At 36.4% G+C, this 21,306-nt stretch carries 21 protein-coding genes; 9 read left to right on the forward strand and 12 right to left on the reverse strand.

The window, feature by feature from the left end; genetic code table 11:
• Positions 1-214: 214 nt before the first annotated feature.
• Together BCI01S_RS05375 and BCI01S_RS05380 are read right to left on the reverse strand one after the other, a co-directional pair.
• Positions 215-1,249 (reverse strand): polysaccharide pyruvyl transferase family protein, encoded by a 1,035-nt coding sequence (locus tag BCI01S_RS05375; RefSeq protein ID WP_061797073.1) that lies wholly within the window; start codon positions 1,247-1,249, stop codon positions 215-217.
• Between the two features lie 96 nt (positions 1,250-1,345).
• Positions 1,346-1,813: a hypothetical protein gene (locus BCI01S_RS05380; protein WP_235844443.1), complete on the reverse strand. Its 468-nt coding sequence runs from the start codon at positions 1,811-1,813 to the stop codon at positions 1,346-1,348.
• A gap of 572 nt (positions 1,814-2,385) precedes the next feature.
• Here BCI01S_RS05380 and BCI01S_RS05385 point away from each other — a divergent pair.
• The 6 genes from BCI01S_RS05385 (at position 2,386) to BCI01S_RS05410 (ending at position 6,811) form a co-directional block, all read left to right on the forward strand.
• Positions 2,386-2,625 (forward strand): AbrB/MazE/SpoVT family DNA-binding domain-containing protein, encoded by a 240-nt coding sequence (locus BCI01S_RS05385; protein WP_061797075.1) that lies wholly within the window; start codon positions 2,386-2,388, stop codon positions 2,623-2,625.
• A complete protein-coding gene (locus BCI01S_RS05390) occupies positions 2,622-2,957 on the forward strand; it encodes a type II toxin-antitoxin system PemK/MazF family toxin (protein ID WP_061797077.1) in 336 nt (111 codons plus the stop codon). The genes BCI01S_RS05385 and BCI01S_RS05390 overlap by 4 nt, the downstream gene beginning before the upstream one ends.
• A gap of 219 nt (positions 2,958-3,176) precedes the next feature.
• The gene (locus BCI01S_RS05395) at positions 3,177-4,172 is read left to right on the forward strand and encodes an ArsR/SmtB family transcription factor (protein WP_061797081.1); all 996 of its coding nucleotides are present in this window, start codon (positions 3,177-3,179) and stop codon (positions 4,170-4,172) included.
• Between the two features lie 30 nt (positions 4,173-4,202).
• Complete coding sequence (locus tag BCI01S_RS05400; protein WP_061797085.1) at positions 4,203-5,012, forward strand: ABC transporter permease; 810 nt, start codon at positions 4,203-4,205, stop codon at positions 5,010-5,012.
• A gap of 12 nt (positions 5,013-5,024) precedes the next feature.
• Positions 5,025-6,002 carry an ABC transporter ATP-binding protein gene (locus tag BCI01S_RS05405; protein ID WP_061797088.1) on the forward strand — a complete coding sequence of 326 codons (978 nt, stop codon included), beginning with the start codon at positions 5,025-5,027 and terminating at the stop codon, positions 6,000-6,002.
• Complete coding sequence (locus BCI01S_RS05410) at positions 5,999-6,811, forward strand: ABC transporter permease (protein WP_061797093.1); 813 nt, start codon at positions 5,999-6,001, stop codon at positions 6,809-6,811. The genes BCI01S_RS05405 and BCI01S_RS05410 overlap by 4 nt, the downstream gene beginning before the upstream one ends.
• A gap of 61 nt (positions 6,812-6,872) precedes the next feature.
• Here BCI01S_RS05410 and BCI01S_RS05415 read toward each other — a convergent pair whose 3' ends face one another.
• Positions 6,873-8,303 (reverse strand): phospholipase D-like domain-containing protein, encoded by a 1,431-nt coding sequence (locus tag BCI01S_RS05415; RefSeq protein ID WP_061797096.1) that lies wholly within the window; start codon positions 8,301-8,303, stop codon positions 6,873-6,875.
• A 446-nt stretch (positions 8,304-8,749) separates the two neighbouring features.
• On the opposite strand from BCI01S_RS05415, the gene ahpC reads away from it, so the two are divergent.
• Together ahpC and ahpF are read left to right on the forward strand one after the other, a co-directional pair.
• Positions 8,750-9,313 carry an alkyl hydroperoxide reductase subunit C gene (gene ahpC / locus BCI01S_RS05420; protein WP_047940949.1) on the forward strand — a complete coding sequence of 188 codons (564 nt, stop codon included), beginning with the start codon at positions 8,750-8,752 and terminating at the stop codon, positions 9,311-9,313.
• A gap of 14 nt (positions 9,314-9,327) precedes the next feature.
• Entirely contained in the window at positions 9,328-10,857 is a 1,530-nt protein-coding gene (gene ahpF / locus BCI01S_RS05425; protein ID WP_047940950.1) for an alkyl hydroperoxide reductase subunit F, read from the forward strand.
• A gap of 45 nt (positions 10,858-10,902) precedes the next feature.
• On the opposite strand, the gene BCI01S_RS05430 is transcribed toward ahpF, so the two are convergent.
• Both BCI01S_RS05430 and BCI01S_RS05435 read right to left on the reverse strand, forming a co-directional pair.
• Positions 10,903-11,121 (reverse strand): hypothetical protein, encoded by a 219-nt coding sequence (locus BCI01S_RS05430; protein ID WP_061797100.1) that lies wholly within the window; start codon positions 11,119-11,121, stop codon positions 10,903-10,905.
• Positions 11,122-11,279: 158 nt separating this feature from the next.
• Positions 11,280-11,729, reverse strand: a complete 450-nt coding sequence (locus BCI01S_RS05435; protein WP_061797104.1) for a GNAT family N-acetyltransferase — start codon at positions 11,727-11,729, stop codon at positions 11,280-11,282.
• A 372-nt stretch (positions 11,730-12,101) separates the two neighbouring features.
• Between BCI01S_RS05435 and BCI01S_RS05440 the strand changes: the two genes are divergently transcribed.
• A complete protein-coding gene (locus BCI01S_RS05440; RefSeq protein WP_047940952.1) occupies positions 12,102-13,763 on the forward strand; it encodes a peptide ABC transporter substrate-binding protein in 1,662 nt (553 codons plus the stop codon).
• Between the two features lie 64 nt (positions 13,764-13,827).
• On the opposite strand, the gene BCI01S_RS05445 is transcribed toward BCI01S_RS05440, so the two are convergent.
• The 7 genes from BCI01S_RS05445 to xynB all read right to left on the reverse strand — a co-directional run bounded on the left by BCI01S_RS05445 (position 13,828) and on the right by xynB (position 21,202).
• The gene (locus BCI01S_RS05445) at positions 13,828-15,402 is read right to left on the reverse strand and encodes a BglG family transcription antiterminator (protein WP_305781556.1); all 1,575 of its coding nucleotides are present in this window, start codon (positions 15,400-15,402) and stop codon (positions 13,828-13,830) included.
• A 38-nt stretch (positions 15,403-15,440) separates the two neighbouring features.
• Positions 15,441-15,761, reverse strand: coding sequence for an HTH domain-containing protein (locus tag BCI01S_RS26290; protein ID WP_305781555.1), 321 nt, complete (start codon positions 15,759-15,761; stop codon positions 15,441-15,443).
• Between the two features lie 136 nt (positions 15,762-15,897).
• Positions 15,898-17,289, reverse strand: a complete 1,392-nt coding sequence (gene gmuD, locus BCI01S_RS05450) for a glycoside hydrolase family 1 protein (RefSeq protein WP_061797109.1) — start codon at positions 17,287-17,289, stop codon at positions 15,898-15,900.
• Between the two features lie 18 nt (positions 17,290-17,307).
• Positions 17,308-17,622: a PTS sugar transporter subunit IIA gene (locus BCI01S_RS05455; protein WP_047940955.1), complete on the reverse strand. Its 315-nt coding sequence runs from the start codon at positions 17,620-17,622 to the stop codon at positions 17,308-17,310.
• 104 nt (positions 17,623-17,726) lie between these two features.
• Entirely contained in the window at positions 17,727-19,004 is a 1,278-nt protein-coding gene (gene celB / locus BCI01S_RS05460; RefSeq protein ID WP_047940956.1) for a PTS cellobiose transporter subunit IIC, read from the reverse strand.
• Between the two features lie 55 nt (positions 19,005-19,059).
• Positions 19,060-19,374, reverse strand: coding sequence for a PTS sugar transporter subunit IIB (locus BCI01S_RS05465; protein WP_061797114.1), 315 nt, complete (start codon positions 19,372-19,374; stop codon positions 19,060-19,062).
• A 223-nt stretch (positions 19,375-19,597) separates the two neighbouring features.
• Positions 19,598-21,202: a xylan 1,4-beta-xylosidase gene (gene xynB / locus BCI01S_RS05470; protein WP_061797117.1), complete on the reverse strand. Its 1,605-nt coding sequence runs from the start codon at positions 21,200-21,202 to the stop codon at positions 19,598-19,600.
• Between the last annotated feature and the right edge of the window lie 104 nt (positions 21,203-21,306).

Below are 21,306 nucleotides of genomic sequence, written 5' to 3' on the forward strand. Positions count from 1 at the left end.
TTATAGAAACGTTTCGATATAAGTTAGTATATATCACGAAAAATTAACTTGCAAGCGTTTTCTAATTAATACATTTAATATTATTAGTAGAAACGTTTCACAAAACACAATAAAAAAGACCCAACAAAGTGCAAAGATTTAAGTAATATCAATGTTTTATATTGACATTCTTTCCTCTTTTACCTCCGTTGGATCTCCCCACGTTCATTGGAACTTATCCTTTAAAAAAGTCTTTTAGTACTTGGAAATCTTCCATTACATCAATCTTATTCGGCTCTGCATTTTGCAGTCTTTCTACCATTGCTGGTATGTCATTTAGATCTTTGTTATCAGTATATTCAATAAAGGATAACTCATGCAGCCAATCATTATAAGAATGTTTTGCTTTTCCATAGCTATTTCCGAACACTAGACAAGGTGTCTTAGTGATAATAGAAAAGATCATAGCATGCAACCGATCTGTAATGATTAACTTTTTGGAACCAATTTTATCAAGCGTTTTTAAGAAGTACTTTTCACGGTCCGCATAATCAATCACATCAACCTCTGATAAAACCGTATCTGTCCGCTCCACAGACTCCGTTTTTCCAAATAACTCCATTAAGTCGGAAACAAAGCTTTCTTCTGTCACCTTCTCCTTATCTGCTCTTAGAACAAATAGAACACCATCACGTTCCAGCTCCCTTGGCTCAATAGACAGAGATAATACCATATCTGGAGTGTAAATAACATTTGCCTGGAAGGTTTCTTTTAAAATATCTAAAGTTTGATTCTCTCTTGCCACTAAAGTTAGATTAGGATTTTGATTGTATGCCTCTTGGCTTTTCCGCTTCTCTTCTCTACCTTCCTCTGTATCCTCAAAAAAGGCGGATTGTGGAAAAACAATTGTTTTGTAGTCTTTAAAGGATGAAACTACTTTTCTACGATCTTCCTCAATATCTACGTATAAACTTCCGAGATTTCCTCCACCTGTAAAACAAACAATATCATCTTCGCTTATAATCTTTTTGACTAGCTCTATTCCTTCTTCTGTTGCATAGTCCATAATTTCAATATATTCATAGTAAGGAAAACAATTTTTAATAAACTTCTCCTCAGCATAGGCAATAGCTTGATCCCCAATATTCGTATAACTTGGCGATCCAAATAGGAATACTTTTCTCTTATTATTAAATAATGCTTCCTTATCTACATTAGGAGCAATTCCTTTTACAATATTCCATTCTTCTTTCCTTGCTTGATTTAACATAACTTTATTCCTCCTTCTCACTTCGATAGAACCTAGGGTTAATTGTCATGTACCCAAAACAAGCTATAAATATTCCGAAAACATTAACTTTCTCCTTTACTTTTTTTGCTTCCATATCAATAGAATTGATTTGCCATCGTTCGGAGAATCTTCTCCATAATTAAAAGGAAGCACGGCAAAAAAAATAAAATAAAAGGAAAAATAAACAAACTGATAGAAAAATGAGCTTTTTGGTAGAACATCCTGAATGATTAAAGAATTAACGACTAGAATCGACAATAAGTTAAATAATACACCTCCCCCATGAATCAATGTCTGCTGCCATCTTTTTTTCTTCTCTATCCCTTTATAGTGGCAGGCAGCATCTACAAAATAAAGTACATGAATATGCATACACCCTATAGAAAACAGTCTTTTTCCCCTGCCAATCGTTAAATCGCCCTTCAACCCAAATATCCATACAAAGAGTTGATGCCCGGCAGCATGAACTAAATTAACAATAGGCAAAACGACGAAAAAGGCCCATGCAAATTTGTCGAGATCACTTAGAGTAAACATCTTCATCCCCCTTCTCTCCCCTTTTAAGATGGGCAGTTTAAGTTACTAGTTATCTTTTAAAATTTGGCTATATGTAAGATACCTCTTCCGCATTGGAACCAATCCCGTATTAGAGATTTGATAGATATTGGTAATATTTATATATAATTTTTTTGGCAGATAGTTGATTTCGAAGGGAGAGTCTCTGGATAAATACGCCTTTCTCGAACAGCTGCTCGAATGACTGCGATGGGGTGTAGTCATTGTACTGCTGGAACCTGCTCTGATTGTTTGAATGATCTGTATGCTATGCAAATATAGAAACCTATATTATTTTATGGTAGGGGTTTTCTTTTTGATAGACGGAGCAAAATCAAGCCAGCCAGTCGCTACGCTCCTGACCGATAATCTATGTGAAACAAGAAAATGACGAAGGGAATGTGGACTTTTTACTCATTTCTGCAAAATATCGTATTCTTTTCTACTGATTTGGATATGTATATGTATATACAATGTAGAAACGAGATGATAGAATGGTTTACAACGACAAAGAAGGAAACCAGAATAAAAGTTCACATGACAAAAAAGGAGGAAAACATATGACAACCCTTCAAAAATGGGGAAATAGTTTAGCCGTCCGCATTCCTACTCATCTTGCTAAAAACATTGGGGTAGATAACGGTTCCGAAATAGAACTTCAATTATGTGATGACGGAATCATGATCCGCCCCGCTAAAACGAAACCTACATTAGATGATCTACTAGCCAAAATAAAAGGGAGACCCAATCCACATTTAGATTATGACTTTGGCAAACCAGAAGGGAAGGAATACATTTGAATAACGCTGTTCCTAAAAAGGGGGATATCGGCTTTTTAGACTTCAATCCGCAATCAGGGGTGGAGCAAGCCGGTCATCGCCCTTGTATTATTTTAAGTCCCGAATCTTTTAATTACGCAACAGGTCTTGCTATCGTCTGTCCGATTCGCACGCGAAGCGGAGATTGGCCGTTTGAAGTAGCCTTGCCTCCTGGACTAAATATTACAGGGTATATATTAACAGACCAATTAAGGAGCGTAAACTGGCGAGCAAGAAATTTCAATAAGCGAGACGAAGCTCCAGAAGAAGTATTGGAATCATGTATGGATCTCATCCATACTTTTTTACCGTAATGAACTCTCTTGTTTTCTTAACCCGTATCGAAATCTCGGTACGGGTTTTCTTTCTATAATGGCTATGTGCCTTTCATCCCCTTCCTAAATGCCAGCTTTCACAGTAAAGAATAATTCCCCATTGACAAATCCAACCTCTCTCTATAAAATACTGAATAATTTTGCAAAATTATCAATTTGATTCGCTCTTTAGCGAATCAAAATAAAAGGAAGAGATCCATGGATAAAGTAAACATTTGGATTGAAAAACATGTACGTGTCATTTACTCCCCATTTCGTGAAATGTTAACAAGTTTACATGTTTTACACAATCCAGCTCATCACCTGACGAGGCTAGACTGGGCAGAAAAAACAAAAGAAGCAATATCAAAAAAGCATTGGAAAATGATTCAATTTTTTGGGGAAATTAGTAATGAATGGCTTAATTTTCTCGATTTGAATGATTATCTTTTATTGGAAGAGAAGCATGTTGAGGAAGCCATTGAACGATTACGTTTACTGCCAGAACAGCAATTTCTTGCTTTCCTGTTAGGTAAAAGCAATTTTACAGACGCAAATACAAATCAACAAAAGGTTTTAAAAAAACCTAATTATTATCGGAATCTCCTTTGCGATTTGCTCTATGATTACCAGCAAAATTATTTTGCGCGCGAATTATACCGAATGGAGCCGTGGTTAGTTAAATCTGTTCATGAATTAAAAAAGGCAATAGCAGCAAATCCCTATGAAGCGATCAACGCTATCCATCCACGCTTCAAACTTGATCAAAAATCGATACGGTTTTATAAAGCAGACACCTGGATTTTTGCTTATGAAGAGATAGAAACATTGACGATATACCCATCCAGCTTTATCGCTCCACATCTCTTAGTTGGCTTAGAGGTTCCTGCCATCATTGTTTATTTGCATGTCTCCTTTCCTAATCAGCTGGGAGCTAGTCAAGATATAGTCCCAATAGACTTGCTTTCTACTCTCTCTGCATTAGGGGACAAAACGAGATTACAATTATTAAGACAAATGTCCCGGCATCCCTTTTGTACACTGCAATTATCTGAATCTACCGGGCTTGCAAAGGCCACAATTTCTAAGCATCTAAAAATCTTAGAAAAGGCGTGCTTAATAAAAGGGGAAAGACATGGACACTTTGTGTTTTATGAAACAAATTTGCAAAAATTAGACCAACTGAAGGTCGACTTAAATCAGTTTTTTGATTAGCCTTCCCTTGGTCAAAAGGAGGATACATAAATGTGGTTGAGCATTTCTGCTACTTTTTGGCGAAATTATCTCGTGATGAAAAGAGCTTTTCCTTGGTCTTTTTTTCTAGGTCATATATTAAGCGCCATTTATATTATTGTCTTTGCCTATCTTACCTATTTTTTTGTTTTTAAAGGAGAATTATCATCCAGTTTCTCTGCTTATGCGGGGACAGATGACTATCTTTCCTACTGCATTTTAGGTGGATTACTTTATTCCTTTTCAGTGTCTCTTTTAATGATTACAAGTCGGACACTTATCACAGAACTGCGAGAAGGGACCCTAGAATCCCTTCTTCTAACACCATCGACTAGAAAGGGATATTTTCTCGGCTATGTAGCGCAAGGGTTGATTAGAATTATGTTGGAATTCCTTGTGATTATTGCAGCTGGCTCTCTATTCGGCTTGCATTTACAAGGAATAAACTGGCTTCATGTCATAATTGTTCTTACCATTTTGATTCTTTCCACCTTTTCGATGGCATTAGTATTAGGATCGTTTATGCTCTACTTTCGAGATACATATATCACGCAGAACACTTTATTTGTCCTTATGGGACTTGTTTGCAGCATCACTTTTCCCAGCGACTTTTTACCAGAGGGAGTAAGGTGGGTCAGCCAAGTCATGCCACTCACCTATGGGATTGATGCTTTACGAATGGTCTGGATAGAGGGGACCCCACTTCATGAGCTTTTGGCTCCATTACTAAAAATGGCGGCGCTTGGATTAATTTATTTACCAATAGGCTCATATTTGATGAAAAAAATGGAGAAATACGTACTAGAAAAGCATTTTGGATAAGGAGTGAGAAAGATGATCGAAGCAAAAGGAATTAGTAAGTATTACACAGTGAAAAAAAGAAAGAATTTTTTCCGTTCAGAAAAGCAAGTTGTTTGTGCTGTTAAAGATTTGAACATCTCTATTAAAGAAGGAGAAATCGTTGGCTTGCTCGGTTTAAATGGGGCTGGAAAAACTACAACCATTAAAATGCTCAGTACCTTACTAAATCCAACAGAGGGACAAATAACGATTGATGGTTTTGATGCTGTAAAAGAGGCAATGAAAGTAAAAAAGCACATTAATATGATTGCTGGCGGAGAAAGAATGCTATATTGGCGGCTGACTGGATCCGAAAACCTCCGCTATTTCGGAAAGCTCTATCAACTATCAGGTCTAGAGCTGGAAAAACGCATCGCCTATCTTCTCGATCAAGTTGGATTAAAAGAGGCAAAAGATATTCCAGTAGAACTATATTCTAAAGGGATGAAGCAAAGACTCCAAATTGCGAGAGGACTTATTAATGATCCTAAATATTTATTTCTTGATGAACCAACGCTTGGCCTGGATGCACCAGTAGCCAAACAATTGAGAGGATTAGTGAAAAACTTAGCAAAGCAGGAAGACAAAGGAATCTTATTAACAAGTCATTACCTCGAAGAAGTGGAGGAGCTTTGTGACCGCATCTATATTATTGAAAAGGGATCGATTATTTTAGATGGCACACCAGAAAAAATTATTTCATCTGTTGTAAAAAGCTATCATTTGAGGATGGAAACAAGTTCCCTATCAGCAAATGTGCAAAATAAACTCAAACAAGCATTAGTCGATTGCAGCATTCAGTTTAATTGGCTGACAGAGAGCACAGTGATTCTTGTCGATGCACCATATGATCCCACTTCTTTCCTTATTAATATTTGTATGAATGAATCTGTTCCAATCCTAAAGCTGGAGCTTAAGCGGCCAAGATTAGAAGATGCGATTCTAGCCTTAGCAAAGGAGAAATCTGCATGAAGTTGTTTTCTATTTTACAAGCAGAAATGGCTAAAAGTCATAAACATAATTTTCATAACAAGTTAATCTATTTTTCCTTACTCTTATGGCCAGCTTTATTGTTTATTACGTCTTATTATTCCTTTAAACCCTTTAACCTAACGAAATCTAGTCCGCTATCGGCCTATATGGATGTTGACCAAATCACTATGTTTTTACTAACTGGGTACTTAGGATATATTTTCTTCTGGAGTCTCGTTCAATCCGCTTGGAATATGAGCTATGAGCGTCAGGCTGGTACACTTGAGCTCATCTTTCTTACACCTGCAAATCGTTTAACTATCATGTTTGCACGCGCAGCTGGAAATTTGCTTGAAGCCGTATGGCTATTCACTACCTTCATTCTATTGGTGCTTATTGTTACAGGAAAGGCGGCTGAAATTTATTGGGCAAATGTCCCACTTGCCTTATTTCTTCTTAGTGTATCTGCCATTGTTTGGGGGGGATTTTTAAATATTGTCTTTCTCTTTTCGCGAGATGCTGGAATCCTTTTTACCATTTTTGAGGAACCAATGCAATTCTTCTCTGGTGTACGTATTCCAATCCTTGCCTTTCCAATTTGGGGGAAAGCAATTGCCTACCTTTTTCCACTAACTTATGTACTAGATATCTTTCGAGATCTTGTGCTGAATGGAAAAGGTTTTACGCAAATGGTCGGACAATATTCGCTTTTATTTTCCATTATTCTTATCCTTGCCGCTGCCTCTGTCTTGCTTTTAAAAAAGGCAGAAACCCATGCTAAGAATACAGGAAATATGGTCCTTTATTAAGGATAATAATCATGCCTCTGCGTTTCACGTGAAACACAGAGGCTATTTTCTAGAAAATAGCCTACACTAAAAAGTCCACTAGCTTTACGAAAAAGGACAATGCCCTTACCGTCAGTTTCTTCCAAAAACCTGCTTCTGTTTCCTTCACTTTATCATCTGATTTATAAGCCCCATCTTCTAAAACTTGAAGACTTTGATCATTTACCGTTTTATTTAATTCCTCTTGAAGAAAGTGAGCGAATTCTTCACTATCAATCAATACCATTGTTTCGGTATTTAAAAAAGTACTTCTTGCATCTAGATTATAGGAGCCAATTAAACTAATTTTCCCATCAAAGATATACGTCTTTCCATGAAGCGATTCCGTTTTCGGCTGGTACTCATATAACTCATCAACGAAATGAACAATGTCCTTCCTGCTTGCCCAATATCCAGAAAATGCAACTAAGTTCGGTGAAGAGGCAACGGAATTTGTTAGGACCTTCCAATGATCAACCGCTATTTTCTTTTTATCTACATATGCCAGCATTTTCTGCGTTGGCACAATATAAGGGCTTTCTAAATAAATGGATTTTGCTTGTTCACTTAGTGATACAATTTCTTTCCAAATAAGAGGATCTTTATTAAAGCGCTGATGTGGATTAAAAAGAAAATGAACTTTTTTCGTTGGATATGCATCTTTTTTCCAGTTAATCATTTTATCTAACGACAATGGGTAAACCTCTTTAGCATGTTTTAATAAGTGGATGGCTCTTTTTCGCTTTCGCTCCCCTAACTTTTCCTTCCTTTGTGAAAGTTTCTTTACGGAACTTTTTGTAAAAGGGTGTTCCCAAACATATTGATAATAAACATTCATCTGCTTTAACACACTTGTTTCTAATTTTTCAGTAAACACAAGAACATCGCGATCATTGGAAGCTCCTTTAGATCCTTGTGCACTAAAATATTTATCTCCTATATTTCTACCGCCAACTAACGCAAGTTCTTCATCTATAATAAATAGCTTATCATGAAATCGATTATTCCAAGTCCAAGGCTTTCCTAAATGTAGGGGTTCATAATACTTTAATTCCATATTCGGATGCTGATAAATAGCATAGCTATACAAACGTAAATCCTTATTAAATTGATTGACCATTCCATCCAGTAAAATACGTACTTTTACCCCACGATCTGCTGCTTCAAATAGAGAAGCAAAAAACAAATCAGAATATGTACCTTTTTGAATGGCATAAGTAGATAAATCAATAGATTTCTTTGCATTCTTTATTAACTGCAATCTTGCTAAACCAGAATCTTCCCTGTCTTGAAGTAATACTACTTTATCAGATGACACTACATTCTCTTCGTTCTGCGAGAGGTTCACAGCTGGATTCCAAGAAGAGTTTTCCTTAGGCTTGTAAAAGTAAGGCACGATAACACAGAATACAATAAGGTATAAAAGATAGCATCCAACCAAAACCAAAATAATATTTATGCTTTTATGTATCATAATGTTTCCCACCCATTTAAGTTAGATACAAAGTAGTTTCTCCAATAAATCTTTAATTATGAAAAAGACCTCTTCTTCTTTTACATAGTTTTGTTTCTTAATTTTTTGAAAACGGTATTCCTATTTTTATAGAAGGCTTGATTATATTATTGATAGGCGAACGAGCCCCCCCTTAATTGAGAATAATCTTTAATAAATGAAAATTAATAGATCGATAACAAAAACACTGCAAATACAGTACTTATGTTGTCTGCTTTTCACAAATTCACGCAAGAGTTATTATTAATAAAAATTAAAATAAGTATTAATAAGTTTTAGATTATCCTTGACAAAATAATTAAGTTTATATAATAATAAATGTTGAATTGTAATAATTATTATTTGCATAAGTTTGGATTATTTGTCCAAACTAGTAATAAATTATTCATATTAGGAGGAATTTTATTATGTCAATTATTGGAAAAGAAGTTTCACCATTTACAGCTCAGGCATTTCATAACGGTGAATTTATTGAAGTAACAGAAGAAAACTTAAAAGGTAAATGGAGTATTTTCTGCTTCTACCCAGCTGATTTTACTTTCGTATGTCCAACTGAATTAGAAGACTTACAAAACGAATATGCAACATTGAAGGATCTTGGAGTAGAAGTTTACTCTGTTTCAACAGACACTCATTTCACTCACAAAGCATGGCACGATCATTCAGAGGCAATCGGCAAAATCGAGTACATAATGATCGGTGACCCAACACAAAGAATTTCTCGTGATTTTGACATTCTTAACGAGGAAGCTGGTCTGGCAGATCGCGGAACTTTCATTATCGATCCAGATGGTAAAATCCAGGCGGTTGAAATCAATGCAGACGGTATCGGCCGTGACGCAAGCACACTAGTAAACAAAATTAAAGCTGCACAATATGTTCGCAACAATCCAGGTGAAGTTTGCCCAGCTAAATGGCAAGAAGGCAGCACTACACTTAAGCCAAGCCTAGACCTTGTTGGCAAAATTTAAGGGAGTGGCTCTATATGTTACTAGATAATGAAATTAAAGGGCAGCTGAACCAATATCTGCAAATGATGGAAGGCGATGTTGTTCTTAAGGTTAGCACGGGATCGGATGAAGTATCCCGTGACATGCTAGCCCTAGTTGATGAACTAGCTACTATGTCAGCTCATATCAAAGTAGAAACTGCTGAATTAGAAAGAACACCAAGTTTTAGTGTAAATCGTGTTGGCGAAGATACTGGAATTACTTTTGCTGGTATCCCTCTAGGACATGAATTCACTTCTTTAGTATTAGCTTTACTTCAAGTAAGTGGTAGAGCTCCTAAAGTCGATCAAAAAGTAATCGATCAAATTAAAGCAATCAAAGGTGAATTCCACTTTGAATCTTACATTAGCTTAACTTGCCATAACTGTCCGGATGTAGTACAAGCGTTGAATGTGATGAGTCTTTTAAACCCTGGTATCACACATACAATGATTGATGGGGCAGCTTTTAAAGAAGAAGTAGAAAGCAAAGATATCATGGCAGTTCCTACCGTTTTCCTTAACGGGGAATCTTTTGGCAGCGGTCGTATGTCATTAGAAGAAATTTTAGCAAAAATGGGCAGCACAGCTGATGCTTCTGAATTTGCTGATAAAGAACCATTTGATGTATTAGTAGTTGGCGGTGGTCCAGCTGGTGCAAGTGCTGCAATCTACGCTGCACGTAAAGGAATCCGCACTGGTATCGTTGCAGAACGCTTCGGTGGCCAAATCATGGATACGTTAGCTATTGAAAACTTCATTAGTGTGAAACAAACAGAAGGTCCAAAGCTTGCAGCAAGTCTGGAAGAGCATGTAAAAGAATATAACATTGACGTTATGAACCTTCAACGTGCTAAGCGTTTAGAGAAAAAAGACTTAATAGAAATCGAATTGGAAAATGGCGCCGTTCTGAAAAGTAAATCTGTTATTCTATCAACTGGTGCTCGCTGGCGCAATGTTGGCGTACCGGGAGAAGCAGAGTTTAAGAACAAAGGTGTAGCATATTGTCCACACTGTGATGGACCATTATTTACTGGAAAAGACGTCGCTGTAATCGGTGGCGGTAACTCAGGAATTGAAGCTGCTATCGACTTGGCAGGAATTGTGAAACACGTAACAGTTCTTGAATATATGTCGGAATTAAAAGCAGACTCTGTTTTACAAGAACGCTTAAACAGCCTACCAAATGTTACAGTTCTTAAAAATGTTCAAACAAAAGAAATAACTGGTACTGATAAAGTTAACGGTATTACTTATGTTGAACGCGAAACCGGTGAAGAAAAACATATCGAGCTTGCAGGAGTGTTCGTCCAAATTGGTCTAGTTCCTAATACAGATTGGTTAGAAGGCACAGTGGAGCGTAACAGAATGGGTGAAATTCTTGTTGATAAGCATGGCGCTACAAGCCTGCCAGGTGTATTTGCAGCTGGAGATTGTACAGACAGCGCTTATAAGCAAATCATTATTTCCATGGGTTCTGGTGCAACTGCTTCGTTAGGTGCATTTGATTATCTGATTCGTAATTAATAGATTTTGAGAAAGAGCTTCCCTTTTGCGGAGGCTCTTTTTTAGTTATGTTGAGGTAGGCGTTGGTGGGTGAAGAGAGAGAGATTGGCTAGTATTTTGGGCTTTAGCTGATTTTACCTCTGCTTTAGCTGATTTCCCTTCTGCTTTGGCTGATTCTCCCTCCAGTTTGGCTGATTTCACCTCCGCTTTGGCTGATTCTCCCTCCAGTTTGGCTGATTCCTCCTCTGCTTTAGCTGATTTTCTCTCCGCTTTGGCTGATTTCACCTCTGCTTCGGCTGATATACCACAATTATGAGCTTATATCTATCCCATCTGCTGCCATTCCACTATACCTCATCGACCAAATAAACTCCCCATCACTTTTACCAAATAAAAAAGAGGGTCTGTCCACAAAAAGGATGACCCTAACCACTCCTGCATTATTATTCTAGCTCCAACTCCATCCACTCATCCGTTTCCTTAAAGCCGAACTTCTTATAAACAGGTCTACCAAGCTTCGAAGCACCCAACCATATTTTCTTAATACCTAAGCTTTCAGCTTCCTCAACTAATTTTGTTAGTAGAGTGGTAGCTATTCCTTTTCCGCGATAAGCATTCTTTGTATACATATTAGTTACGTAGGCCTTTTTTCCGCTCTTGTTCGTATAAGTAGGTGGGAATTCATATATTACGATAGCTCCTGTTGCAATTATTTCATTCTCCTCCATTACAAGCCATTGAATAAGGGAACCTTCTGCTAATTTCCTTTGAAAAAAATCTTCTAGTTCGTTATCAATATCTTTATCTGCAGTAATTCCCTCATCTACTAACTGGAATTTTCTTAGCTCCATTAGCAGATTAATATCTTCCCTAGTCGCTTTGCGATATTCCATTCAATTCCTCTCCTTCCAACTTCCTTATATATAATCTACCCAAAAGCAGGCAGTACTCCTTCAAACTCTATCACGTAACGGATTAAGACAGCAAGAAGAACAACAATCGTTCCTTAATCCCCCCAACACATATCTTTAGAAAGGAATATTCATTATTTTCTAACCTTATCGTTCCATAATTCTGAATCTCTTTTTCTTATAAAATAAAATCCTTCAGACAAAATAGGTCTAAATATACTAAATCTTTCAATAATTATTCAACAATAACTTTACAACCACATCTACTAGTAGGTATAATAATTTTTATAGTTTTGAATGTTCACTAGATAGATAATATTCAGAATTAAACAACATAAACAGGGGGAATACTTCATGAAACGAAAAAATTGGTTATTACTTCTCACGTTTGCATTTGTGCTAAGTGTATTAGCTGCATGCTCTGGCGATAATACCGACGTTTCTACCGACTCAAAGGATAAGGACGGTAAATCAGACGAAAAAGTCCTTAACTTTATAAATCCAGAGGCAATTCCGTCAATGGACCCAGCTTTAGCTACAGATGAATCTTCATTTGTTTATCTTGGTGCTACAATGGAAGGGCTTTACCGTTTAGATAAAGATACACAGCCATCACCAGGTATTGCAACTGATCACAAAGTTAGTGATGATGGATTAACTTGGACGTTTACATTAAGAGAAGATGCTAAATGGTCAAATGGTGACCCAGTTACAGCAAACGACTTTGTGTATGCATGGCAACGCGCTGTTAATCCGGACACTAAATCGGAATATGGTCCTTATATGATGAACGGTGTCATTAAAAATGCTGCTGCTATCAGTTCTGGGGAACTAGCTGTTGATCAATTAGGTGTGAAGGCGGACGGTGATTATACACTTGTTGTAGAATTAGAAAACCCAACACCTTATTTTGAGACATTAACTACTTTTGGTACATTCTTGCCATTAAACCAAAAGTTTGTGGAAGAAAAAGGAGATAAATTTGCAACAAGTTCAGAGAACTTATTAGCAAACGGGCCTTATAGCATTACTGAGTGGGATAGTACAGGTACTTCATGGGTTCTTGCAAAAAATGATAGTTATTGGGATGCAAGCACCGTTAAAATGGATAAATTGACATTTGAAGTAGTAAAAGACCCACAAACAGCTCTTGGTTTATATGAAAAAGGAACAGTCGATCGAATGGATCTTACATCTGATTTAGTTGACCAGTATTCAACTGATGAGAATTATAATGTTTCAGCAGACACATTTGTGTATTTCCTTAAATTTAACCAAACAAAATCAGAAGCTTTAGCAAACAAAAATATTCGTTTAGCTCTTAGCCGTGCATTTGACAAGGATGCTTTAGTTAATGAAATCTTAAATAACGGTTCTATCGTAGCAAATGGACTTGTCCCAGCTGACTTTACTCCAATGCCAGAAACTGGTGAGGACTTCCGCAAAGTTAGTGGAGATCTTGTTACTTATGATTTAAAAGCAGCAAAAGATTACTGGGCAAAAGGCTTAAAAGAATTAGGTACAGATAATGTTTCGCTAGAGTTTTTAGCAGATGATGATGCAACAACAAAAACTTTAGTTGAATATGTGGCTAACCAGTTATCTACAAACTTAGAAGGCTTGAATGTTAAAATTAAACAAGTTCCAAAAGAGCAACGACTTGATCTAGATTCTAGCATGGATTATGAGCTGCAACTTTCTAGATGGGGCCCTGACTTCCTTGATCCATTCACATACATGAATTTGTGGATTACAGATGGAGGAAACAATAAAACAGGCTATTCTAATAAAGAATATGATCAATTAGTTGGCGATACAGCAACTAAACTTGCAACTGATAACGTTGCTCGTTATGATAACTTCTTAAAAGCTGAAAAGCTATTATTTGAAGATGCTCCAATTGCACCTGTTTACCAAGCATCAAGAGCACAATTGATTTCACCAAAAGTAAAGAATGTATTTGTAAATCCATTCGGAGCAACTTATGAATATAAGTGGGCAGATGTAGGAGAATAAGAATTAACTTAAAAAGCGGGAGTATACCTATATCGGTAAACCCCCGCTCTTTACTATCTAACCATCATGCTTCCTTCATTATGCGGATAAATTCCTCATACATACTTGCCTTTAATATTTTATGAACACTTGTGTGGTCCTCAATAAATTTACCGAGGACATCATACATTTCCTGCAAATCCTCTTGACTGTTCTTTTTTACACATAGCAAAAAGATAATCTGAACCGAGTTATTATTCCAATCGATAGGTTTTTCTAAGGTGCATACACATACAAATGTTTTTTCTGTTTGGGGCGTAATCGGATGCGGGATAGCAACCAAGTTCCCATAAGCGGTTGGCGCTACCTTTTCTCTTTCATATACCGCGTCTAAAAATGGTTTTCCCACTAAACCTTTCTTCGTTAACTGTGTATGTAAAAAGGTTAAAACCTCTTCTTGGGAATGGAATGTTTTCTTTAAAAAAATAAGATCTTGGCGAAAAAAGGATTCGATTGGCTGATGATTACTTTGGTTTAGAATAAATTTTTCAATTGCCTTTAAATCACTTTCCTTCAATATTGCATTTACCTCAATGACTGGAATGTCAAAGCTCTCCTTAAACGGAATAGAACTAACGATAAAATCAACTTCATTTAAATTATATTGATCGAGCATATAATATTCTGTCGTCCCAACCACATCTAAATTACTGCCAAAATAAGATTTAAGACGATAATAAATTAACTGGGCGGTTCCAAGCCCAGAAGCACATACAACTAAACAGCGTTTTGGACCTGAACGTAATTTAGTTCTTTCCATTGCTGCACCAATATGAAGCGCTAAATAACCAACTTCATTTTCATCCATTTCGATTCCTGTGTATTCTTTAATGGCCAGTCCTGCAATAATCCCTGCCTCATAGGCAAGTGGATAGTTATTTTTAATTTCTTGCAACATGGGGTTCCTTATATTCATTCCATATTTAATGCGGTTAACTGCAGGCTTTAAATGCATACTCATTCCAAAGATAAGTTCTTCATCCTTTTCAATGCCTAAGTCTAATTTTTCTTCTATTTTGGACAAAACAAAATGAACCAGCTGAAGAATATCATCCTCAATTACATGATCAATATGACCCTTTTTCTGGGTAACTAACTTTGTTCCAAGTAAATGCATGGCAATATAGGCAATCTCCGCCTGTGGAAACTTAATTTGATATAGATCTTCTACTTCCTTCACTATTTCATTTGCTACATGATATTCCCTTTGTTGTTCAATTTCATCCAAATCGGCATGAAATATTGCTACATAATGACCACTAACAATCCGCTTTTGGGCGATTACAATATGAATCAATAAATTATTAATAGCGATATCCGATAAAGTAATTTGATACTTTTTTATTTGTCTTAAAATAATTTCTTGGATATTATCCATTTTCTCTTCATTAAAAATAGAAGGATGAGGACTATCTATTGTACTGATTGTTTGTTTTTTACGGTCAAGTACATACTCTGATAAACAAAAGCGAACTTTAATTTCATCCCCAATTGCTTTAAGTCCATAATTCGGTCGTGCTTCTAATATAATGTCATACTTTTGGAGACTTTCTTTCACATGCTTAATGTCTTGTTGAATAGTAGACTTACTGACAAACAGTTCATCTGCGAGATCATCTAATTTAAGGTATTGATCATTTAATAAAACCGGATAATAATATAAGTTACTCTGTCTTCTGGTGTTTTAGGGATACCAGTATGAGAAAGTGAGTTTTCTACAAATATAGAATGTAAATACTGTTGAAATACAGCTTTATCCCAAATCTCCAACGTGTAACCTTTTGAGATAACGGAAATTATTTTTGCACCATGATTATTTAATATAGCATCTAGGTTTTTAATATCTTCTCTTGTTGTTCGCGCTGTCACATGATTAACAGTAGCTAAATATTCACCTGTTACTGGTGTATCCGCTGCCAATAATTCACTTAATACTTGTTTCATTCGGGAGCTTAACAAAATAAAGTCTCCTTCCATTCATTTTTTACTATTTTATCCATATACATTTTTACTCAAAAAGGTTCTGATCTTAACTCTTGATCAGAACCTATCTTGATATCTAGAAAGATTATATCAGAAACATTCACGGTTGTTCCTAAAATCCATTATTGGCTGCTACATTTTTAAACCAGTAAGCACTTTTCTTTGGTGTTCTTGTCTGTGTTTTTAGATCTACTGAAATGAAACCGTAGCGATTTTTATAAGCATTGGACCATGACCAGTTATCCATGAATGTCCATAGATGATATCCTTTAACATTACAGCCTTCTTCAATAGACTTATGCAGCCATTGTAAATGTCCTTCAATAAATTCAATACGATAATCATCTTGAATTTGACCATCTTTCAAGAAACGCTCTTCATCTTGTACTCCCATGCCATTTTCGGAAATAAAGGATTCCACATTCCCATAGTTTTCCTTTAAATTCACCATGATATCGTAAATACCTTTTTCGTAAATTTCCCAGCCGCGATAAGGGTTCATTTTTCTGCCTGGCATCTCATAGGGATCAAAGAACCATTCTGGCATAAAAGGGCTATAAGGATTTGGTAAATGCTCTTTTGCCTTTACTCGGCGGGGCTGATAATAGTTGACACCAAGAATATCAACTGTATTTTCTTTAATTAGTTCTAAATCTCCTTGCTCACTATTCGGTAGTTGTCCATGTTCACGTAATATTTCTACTAATTCCTCTGGATATTCACCAAGAACAGCAGGATCTAAGAAACTTCTATTAAAGAATAAATCACAAATATTCGCAGCTTTTAAATCATATGGATTCCGGCTTCTTGGGTAGGATGGTGTTAAATTTAAAACAATCCCTATTTTTGTATCTTTGTCTTGATTCCATCCTCGAAAAGCTTGAACAGCTTTCGCATGTGCTAAAACTGTATGATAGGCTACTTGTGCAGCCTTCTTAAAATCTACGATATTCGGATAATGAAAATCATATAAATATCCACCTTCTACCGGAACAATCGGTTCATTGAACGTAAACCATTTTTTCACACGATCACCGAATAGCTGGAAGGATTGCAAAGCATAGGCTTGGTAAGCATCTACAACTTCACGATTTTCCCAGCCACCGATTTTCTGCATCTCTAGTGGCATATCAAAATGATACAGGGTAACGAATGGTTCGATTCCATTAGCTAGTAGCTCATTAATTACATTATTGTAAAAAGTTACAGCTTCTGGGTTCACTTCTCCCCGTCCGTTTGGAATTAATCTAGACCAAGAAATAGATAAGCGGAAAGAATTATGCCCAATTTCCTTCATCAATTGAATATCCTCTTTATATTGATAGTAGAAATTAGAAGTAGTTTCTGGCCCTACATTGTTAAAAAAGCGATTTGGTTCTGCCTCATACCAATGGTCCCAAATGTTTTTTCCTTTTCCTGCTTCATTCGCTGCTCCCTCTATCTGTGTTGCAGATGTGGCACTTCCCCACCAAAAACCTTTAGGAAATTTGTATTGAACAGTCATTTTAAGAAACCTCCAAAATTATTTATTACGATAAATCTCAATTATTTCAGTAGCTAAATCACGAACAGTAATAGCTGTCATCAAATGATCTTGAGAATGAACTAAAATCACATTCACGCCCGCACCATTTCCGCTCGCTTCCTCTTGGAGTAGTCTCGTTTGAAAACCATGCGCTTTACCAAGTTCGGAACTTGATTCTTCTAGTAATCGATCCGCTTCTTCAAAGTTTCCTTCTTTTGCTTCTTGTATTGCTTCCATTGCACATGAACGTCCATTTCCAGCAAAAAGAATTATTTGAAAAGCTATTTCTGTCATTTTGTTATCTGTTTCCATCCCTGTCACTCCATTTCTAAAACTAAAGGGGGTTTACACTTAAGGTTAACTAAGGTAAATCCCCTTCCTCTTAATGTAAAACTTATTTCTATCTTGCTGACTGCTTATCCTTTTTTCTCTGTTTCATAATAATTTTTGTCTAGAACTTTTAGGAATGGCCACCAAATCACCATCACAACAAGTAAGTTAAAGATTTGCAGTGCTGCCCCTCTCCAATCATTACCAGTTGCTAAGAATCCACTAATACCAATCGGTGTTGTCCACGGAACAATGATACCTGCTGGTTTCGGAACGATACCTGCTGACATTGTCAAATACGTAATGATTGTTACTACTACTGGCGCTAATAACCACGGAATAAGAACTAATGGGTTCATAATGATTGGTAAACCAAAGATAATTGGTTCATTTACGTTGAAAATTCCAGCTGGTCCACCTAGTTTTCCAAGTTCTTTTGTTTGTCTACTCTTACCGATTAAGAAGATAAGAATAACAACCCCCAATGTCATCCCAGTACCACCCATACCTACTAGGAACGTATCCATAAATTGTTTTGTGATAACGTTTGGAAGCTCTGTTCCTGCTTGGAAAGCAGTAAAGTTTTGGTCATTCAATGCATACCAGATTGGGTCAAGGACAGAGTTCATAATAATTTGTCCGTGTAAACCGAAGAACCAGAATAATTGAATTAATAATACCACTACGATTGTTGCTGGAAGACTACTACCTAGAGCAGTTAATGGCTCTTGAATAATTGTATAAATAAAGTTTTGTACTGTTTCAAATGGTGTAAAGCTGAAAAGAATACGAATGATTAAAAAGAATGTTAATGTTAGTGTAATGGGAATCAATGCACTAAAGGATCTAGATACAGAGTCCGGTACACCTGGCGGCATTTTAATCGTCCAATTTTTCTTCACAAAGAAGCGATATAGCTCTGCGGAAATAAATGCTGTGAAAATCCCCAAGAACATACCTTGTGCGCCAAGAATAACTGTTGGGATAACCCCAGTTACTTCCCCTAATTCTTGTGGGTTTAAAATAAGGAATGATGCAACCCCTACAACAGCTCCATAAATTGCTTCAAGACCATAATGCTGTGTCAGCTTATATCCAATTCCCATTATGACAAAGAGTCCCATAATACTTAGCGTTGCTGCGGATGCTGGACCTAATGCATTTTGATAAGCTGCATAAGCATCTTCGCTTATCATCTTATCTAGGAAAGGAAAGTTTGCAATTACAACAAAAATTGATCCAAAAATGATTAGCGGCAAGGCAACCATAAATCCATCACGTAATGCTGCTAAATAACGATTGTTGTTCAATTTCTCAGCAATTGGCAATAGAATATTTTCCAAAACCTCCATAAATTTATTCATAAGGTTTTTCCTCTCTTCCTTCTTTTAGTAAATGCTTTCATTTGGAAATAAACGATTACTTGTTATTCTCGATTAATTCTAACGCTTTGTTTAAAACAGCCAATCCATCAATTCGTCCATAAGCAACTGGATCAATAACATCTAATGGAATTCCAACTGATTCTGCTTGAGTAGCTAGTTTCTTTTTTAAAAAGCGCATTTGCGGACCAATTAAAAGGACATCTGCACGTTCCATATCTGTCTGTGCTTTATCTTGAGCAACAGCCCAAATTTCTGCTTCAATGCCTTTTTCCTTTGCAGCGTCTTTCATTTTAGAAACTAATAGACTAGTAGACATTCCTGAAGAACAAGCTAATAATATTCTTTTCATTTTAATGACCTCCGAGTAATTTATTTTAAGTAAATTATTTATGATGATTACTACGCTTTTATCTTACAATGAAAACTCTTACAACTTAACATATTGTTTTTCCGTCTAAAGGGGGAAATGAAATGTTAGCACTTTCATTTTACTTCCGCATATATAAGAGAATATTATGTGCTAGAAAAGGAAAAAAATAAAAACCCAGGAGCTAATTTCCTGGGTTTTACCATTATTCATTTTCTTGATAGCGGAAATATTTAAAGTCTGCTGGTATATTTTGACCACTTGTATCTTGACATTGCATTCCTACAAATGCTCCAGTAAAGAAACCGCCACCGCGAATATAGTCATCAGATAGTTTTTTTGATTCAAATACTATATCTAGTGTATTCCACTCTACTTTATCAAATGAGTAAGAGTAGTAGTAGTATTCATTTTCGACTGTGACTCTTAAGTAAATATATTCTATTTCGGTTGGAACAATTATTTTCTCCTTCAATGGTTGAGAGAAAGAAAAGTTGTCATTAACCGTTAAATCAAGGATGCGTCCAAGATTTTCATCATATGTCACTTGCAATGCTGTCCAGTTTTCAGTGTTATAGTAATTTACTAAACCTGCAGCCTGCTGTATATTCTCTGGCGTAAAAGCTACGGCTGTTTCCGCTTCAAATTGAAGGCTTTGCCAACGTCTAGCAACAAAAGATTGTGTAAAGGTTGATGTTAATGATTCTTGGCCAAATAAGCGTAAATGATGAGGTCTTTCTGATAAAGAACCTAATTTCTCTGTAAAAGGAATGCGCAATGTTTGGAAATTGATATTGAGCTTATCTTCCTCAAATTCATCGACAACTGGATAAGTTGGAGGAAATTTTGTTTCTGGAATCTTTGGAGCTTCTACTTCCAAGCTCCCTTCTTTTCCGCCAACTACATATGGCCAGCCATCTCTCCATTCCAGCTTTTGAATCGCTGTTTCCCTTCCTAAAGGACAATATCCCCTTTGTTGGATTATAGAATCATCATCTGGATGAATAGGACGGCCAGTTAAATGAGCTAAATACCATTCATCCGTATGGGTGTGAACAATAGAAGCATGCCCACATTTTTGCAATGGATTTCTAGGATCATGCCAGGAAGTTAAAAGTGGGTTATCCGGATGAACCTCATAAGGTCCTTCTATATTTTTGGAGCGTGCAATTGTTGCAGCATGCTCATATTTCGTTCCGCCTTCTGCTGTTAATAAATAATAGTATTCACCAATATGATAAAGATGCGGCGCTTCTGTTAATTTAATATCCGTGCCTTTAAAAATTATTTGTGGCTTATTAATTAGCCTTTTCTGCTTTGTAGAGTATTCCTGCATAACAATTCCGCCGAAAGGATGACGGCCAATACGCTGATCCCACAGCATATTTAATAAATATTTCTTGCCATCCGCGTCATGAAACAAGGAAGCATCGAAACCAGAGCTATTTAATTTAATCGGCTCTCCCCAATCCCCATCTACCGTTTCGGAAGTAACCAAATAATTGTGACAATCTTTCCAAGCGCCATCCACTACTTTTACATCAGTATAAATAAGCCAAAACTTCCCGTCGCTATAGCTTAAGCAAGGAGCCCAAACACCACCAGAGTTAGGATTTCCTTTCATATCTAGTTGAGAAACTCTTTGTAATGGGTGTGCAACTAATTCCCAATTCACCAAATCCTTTGAATGATGTATTTGTACTCCTGGAAACCACTCAAAGGTAGATACTGCGATATAGTAGTCTTCACCGACTCTGCAAATGCTTGGGTCTGGATTAAATCCTTTCAGTACAGGGTTGATAATTTTCATTTAAAAAATCCTCCTTATGCATAATGATTTAAATAGACTAGTATTTTTCTAATTTGCAATTTTTCAAAATTCCCTCCAACTTTCAAACTTACCCAGCTAATAAT

Origin of the sequence: Niallia circulans NBRC 13626, from assembly GCF_001591585.1 — a bacterium.
Lineage (GTDB): Bacteria > Bacillota > Bacilli > Bacillales > Cytobacillaceae > Niallia > Niallia circulans.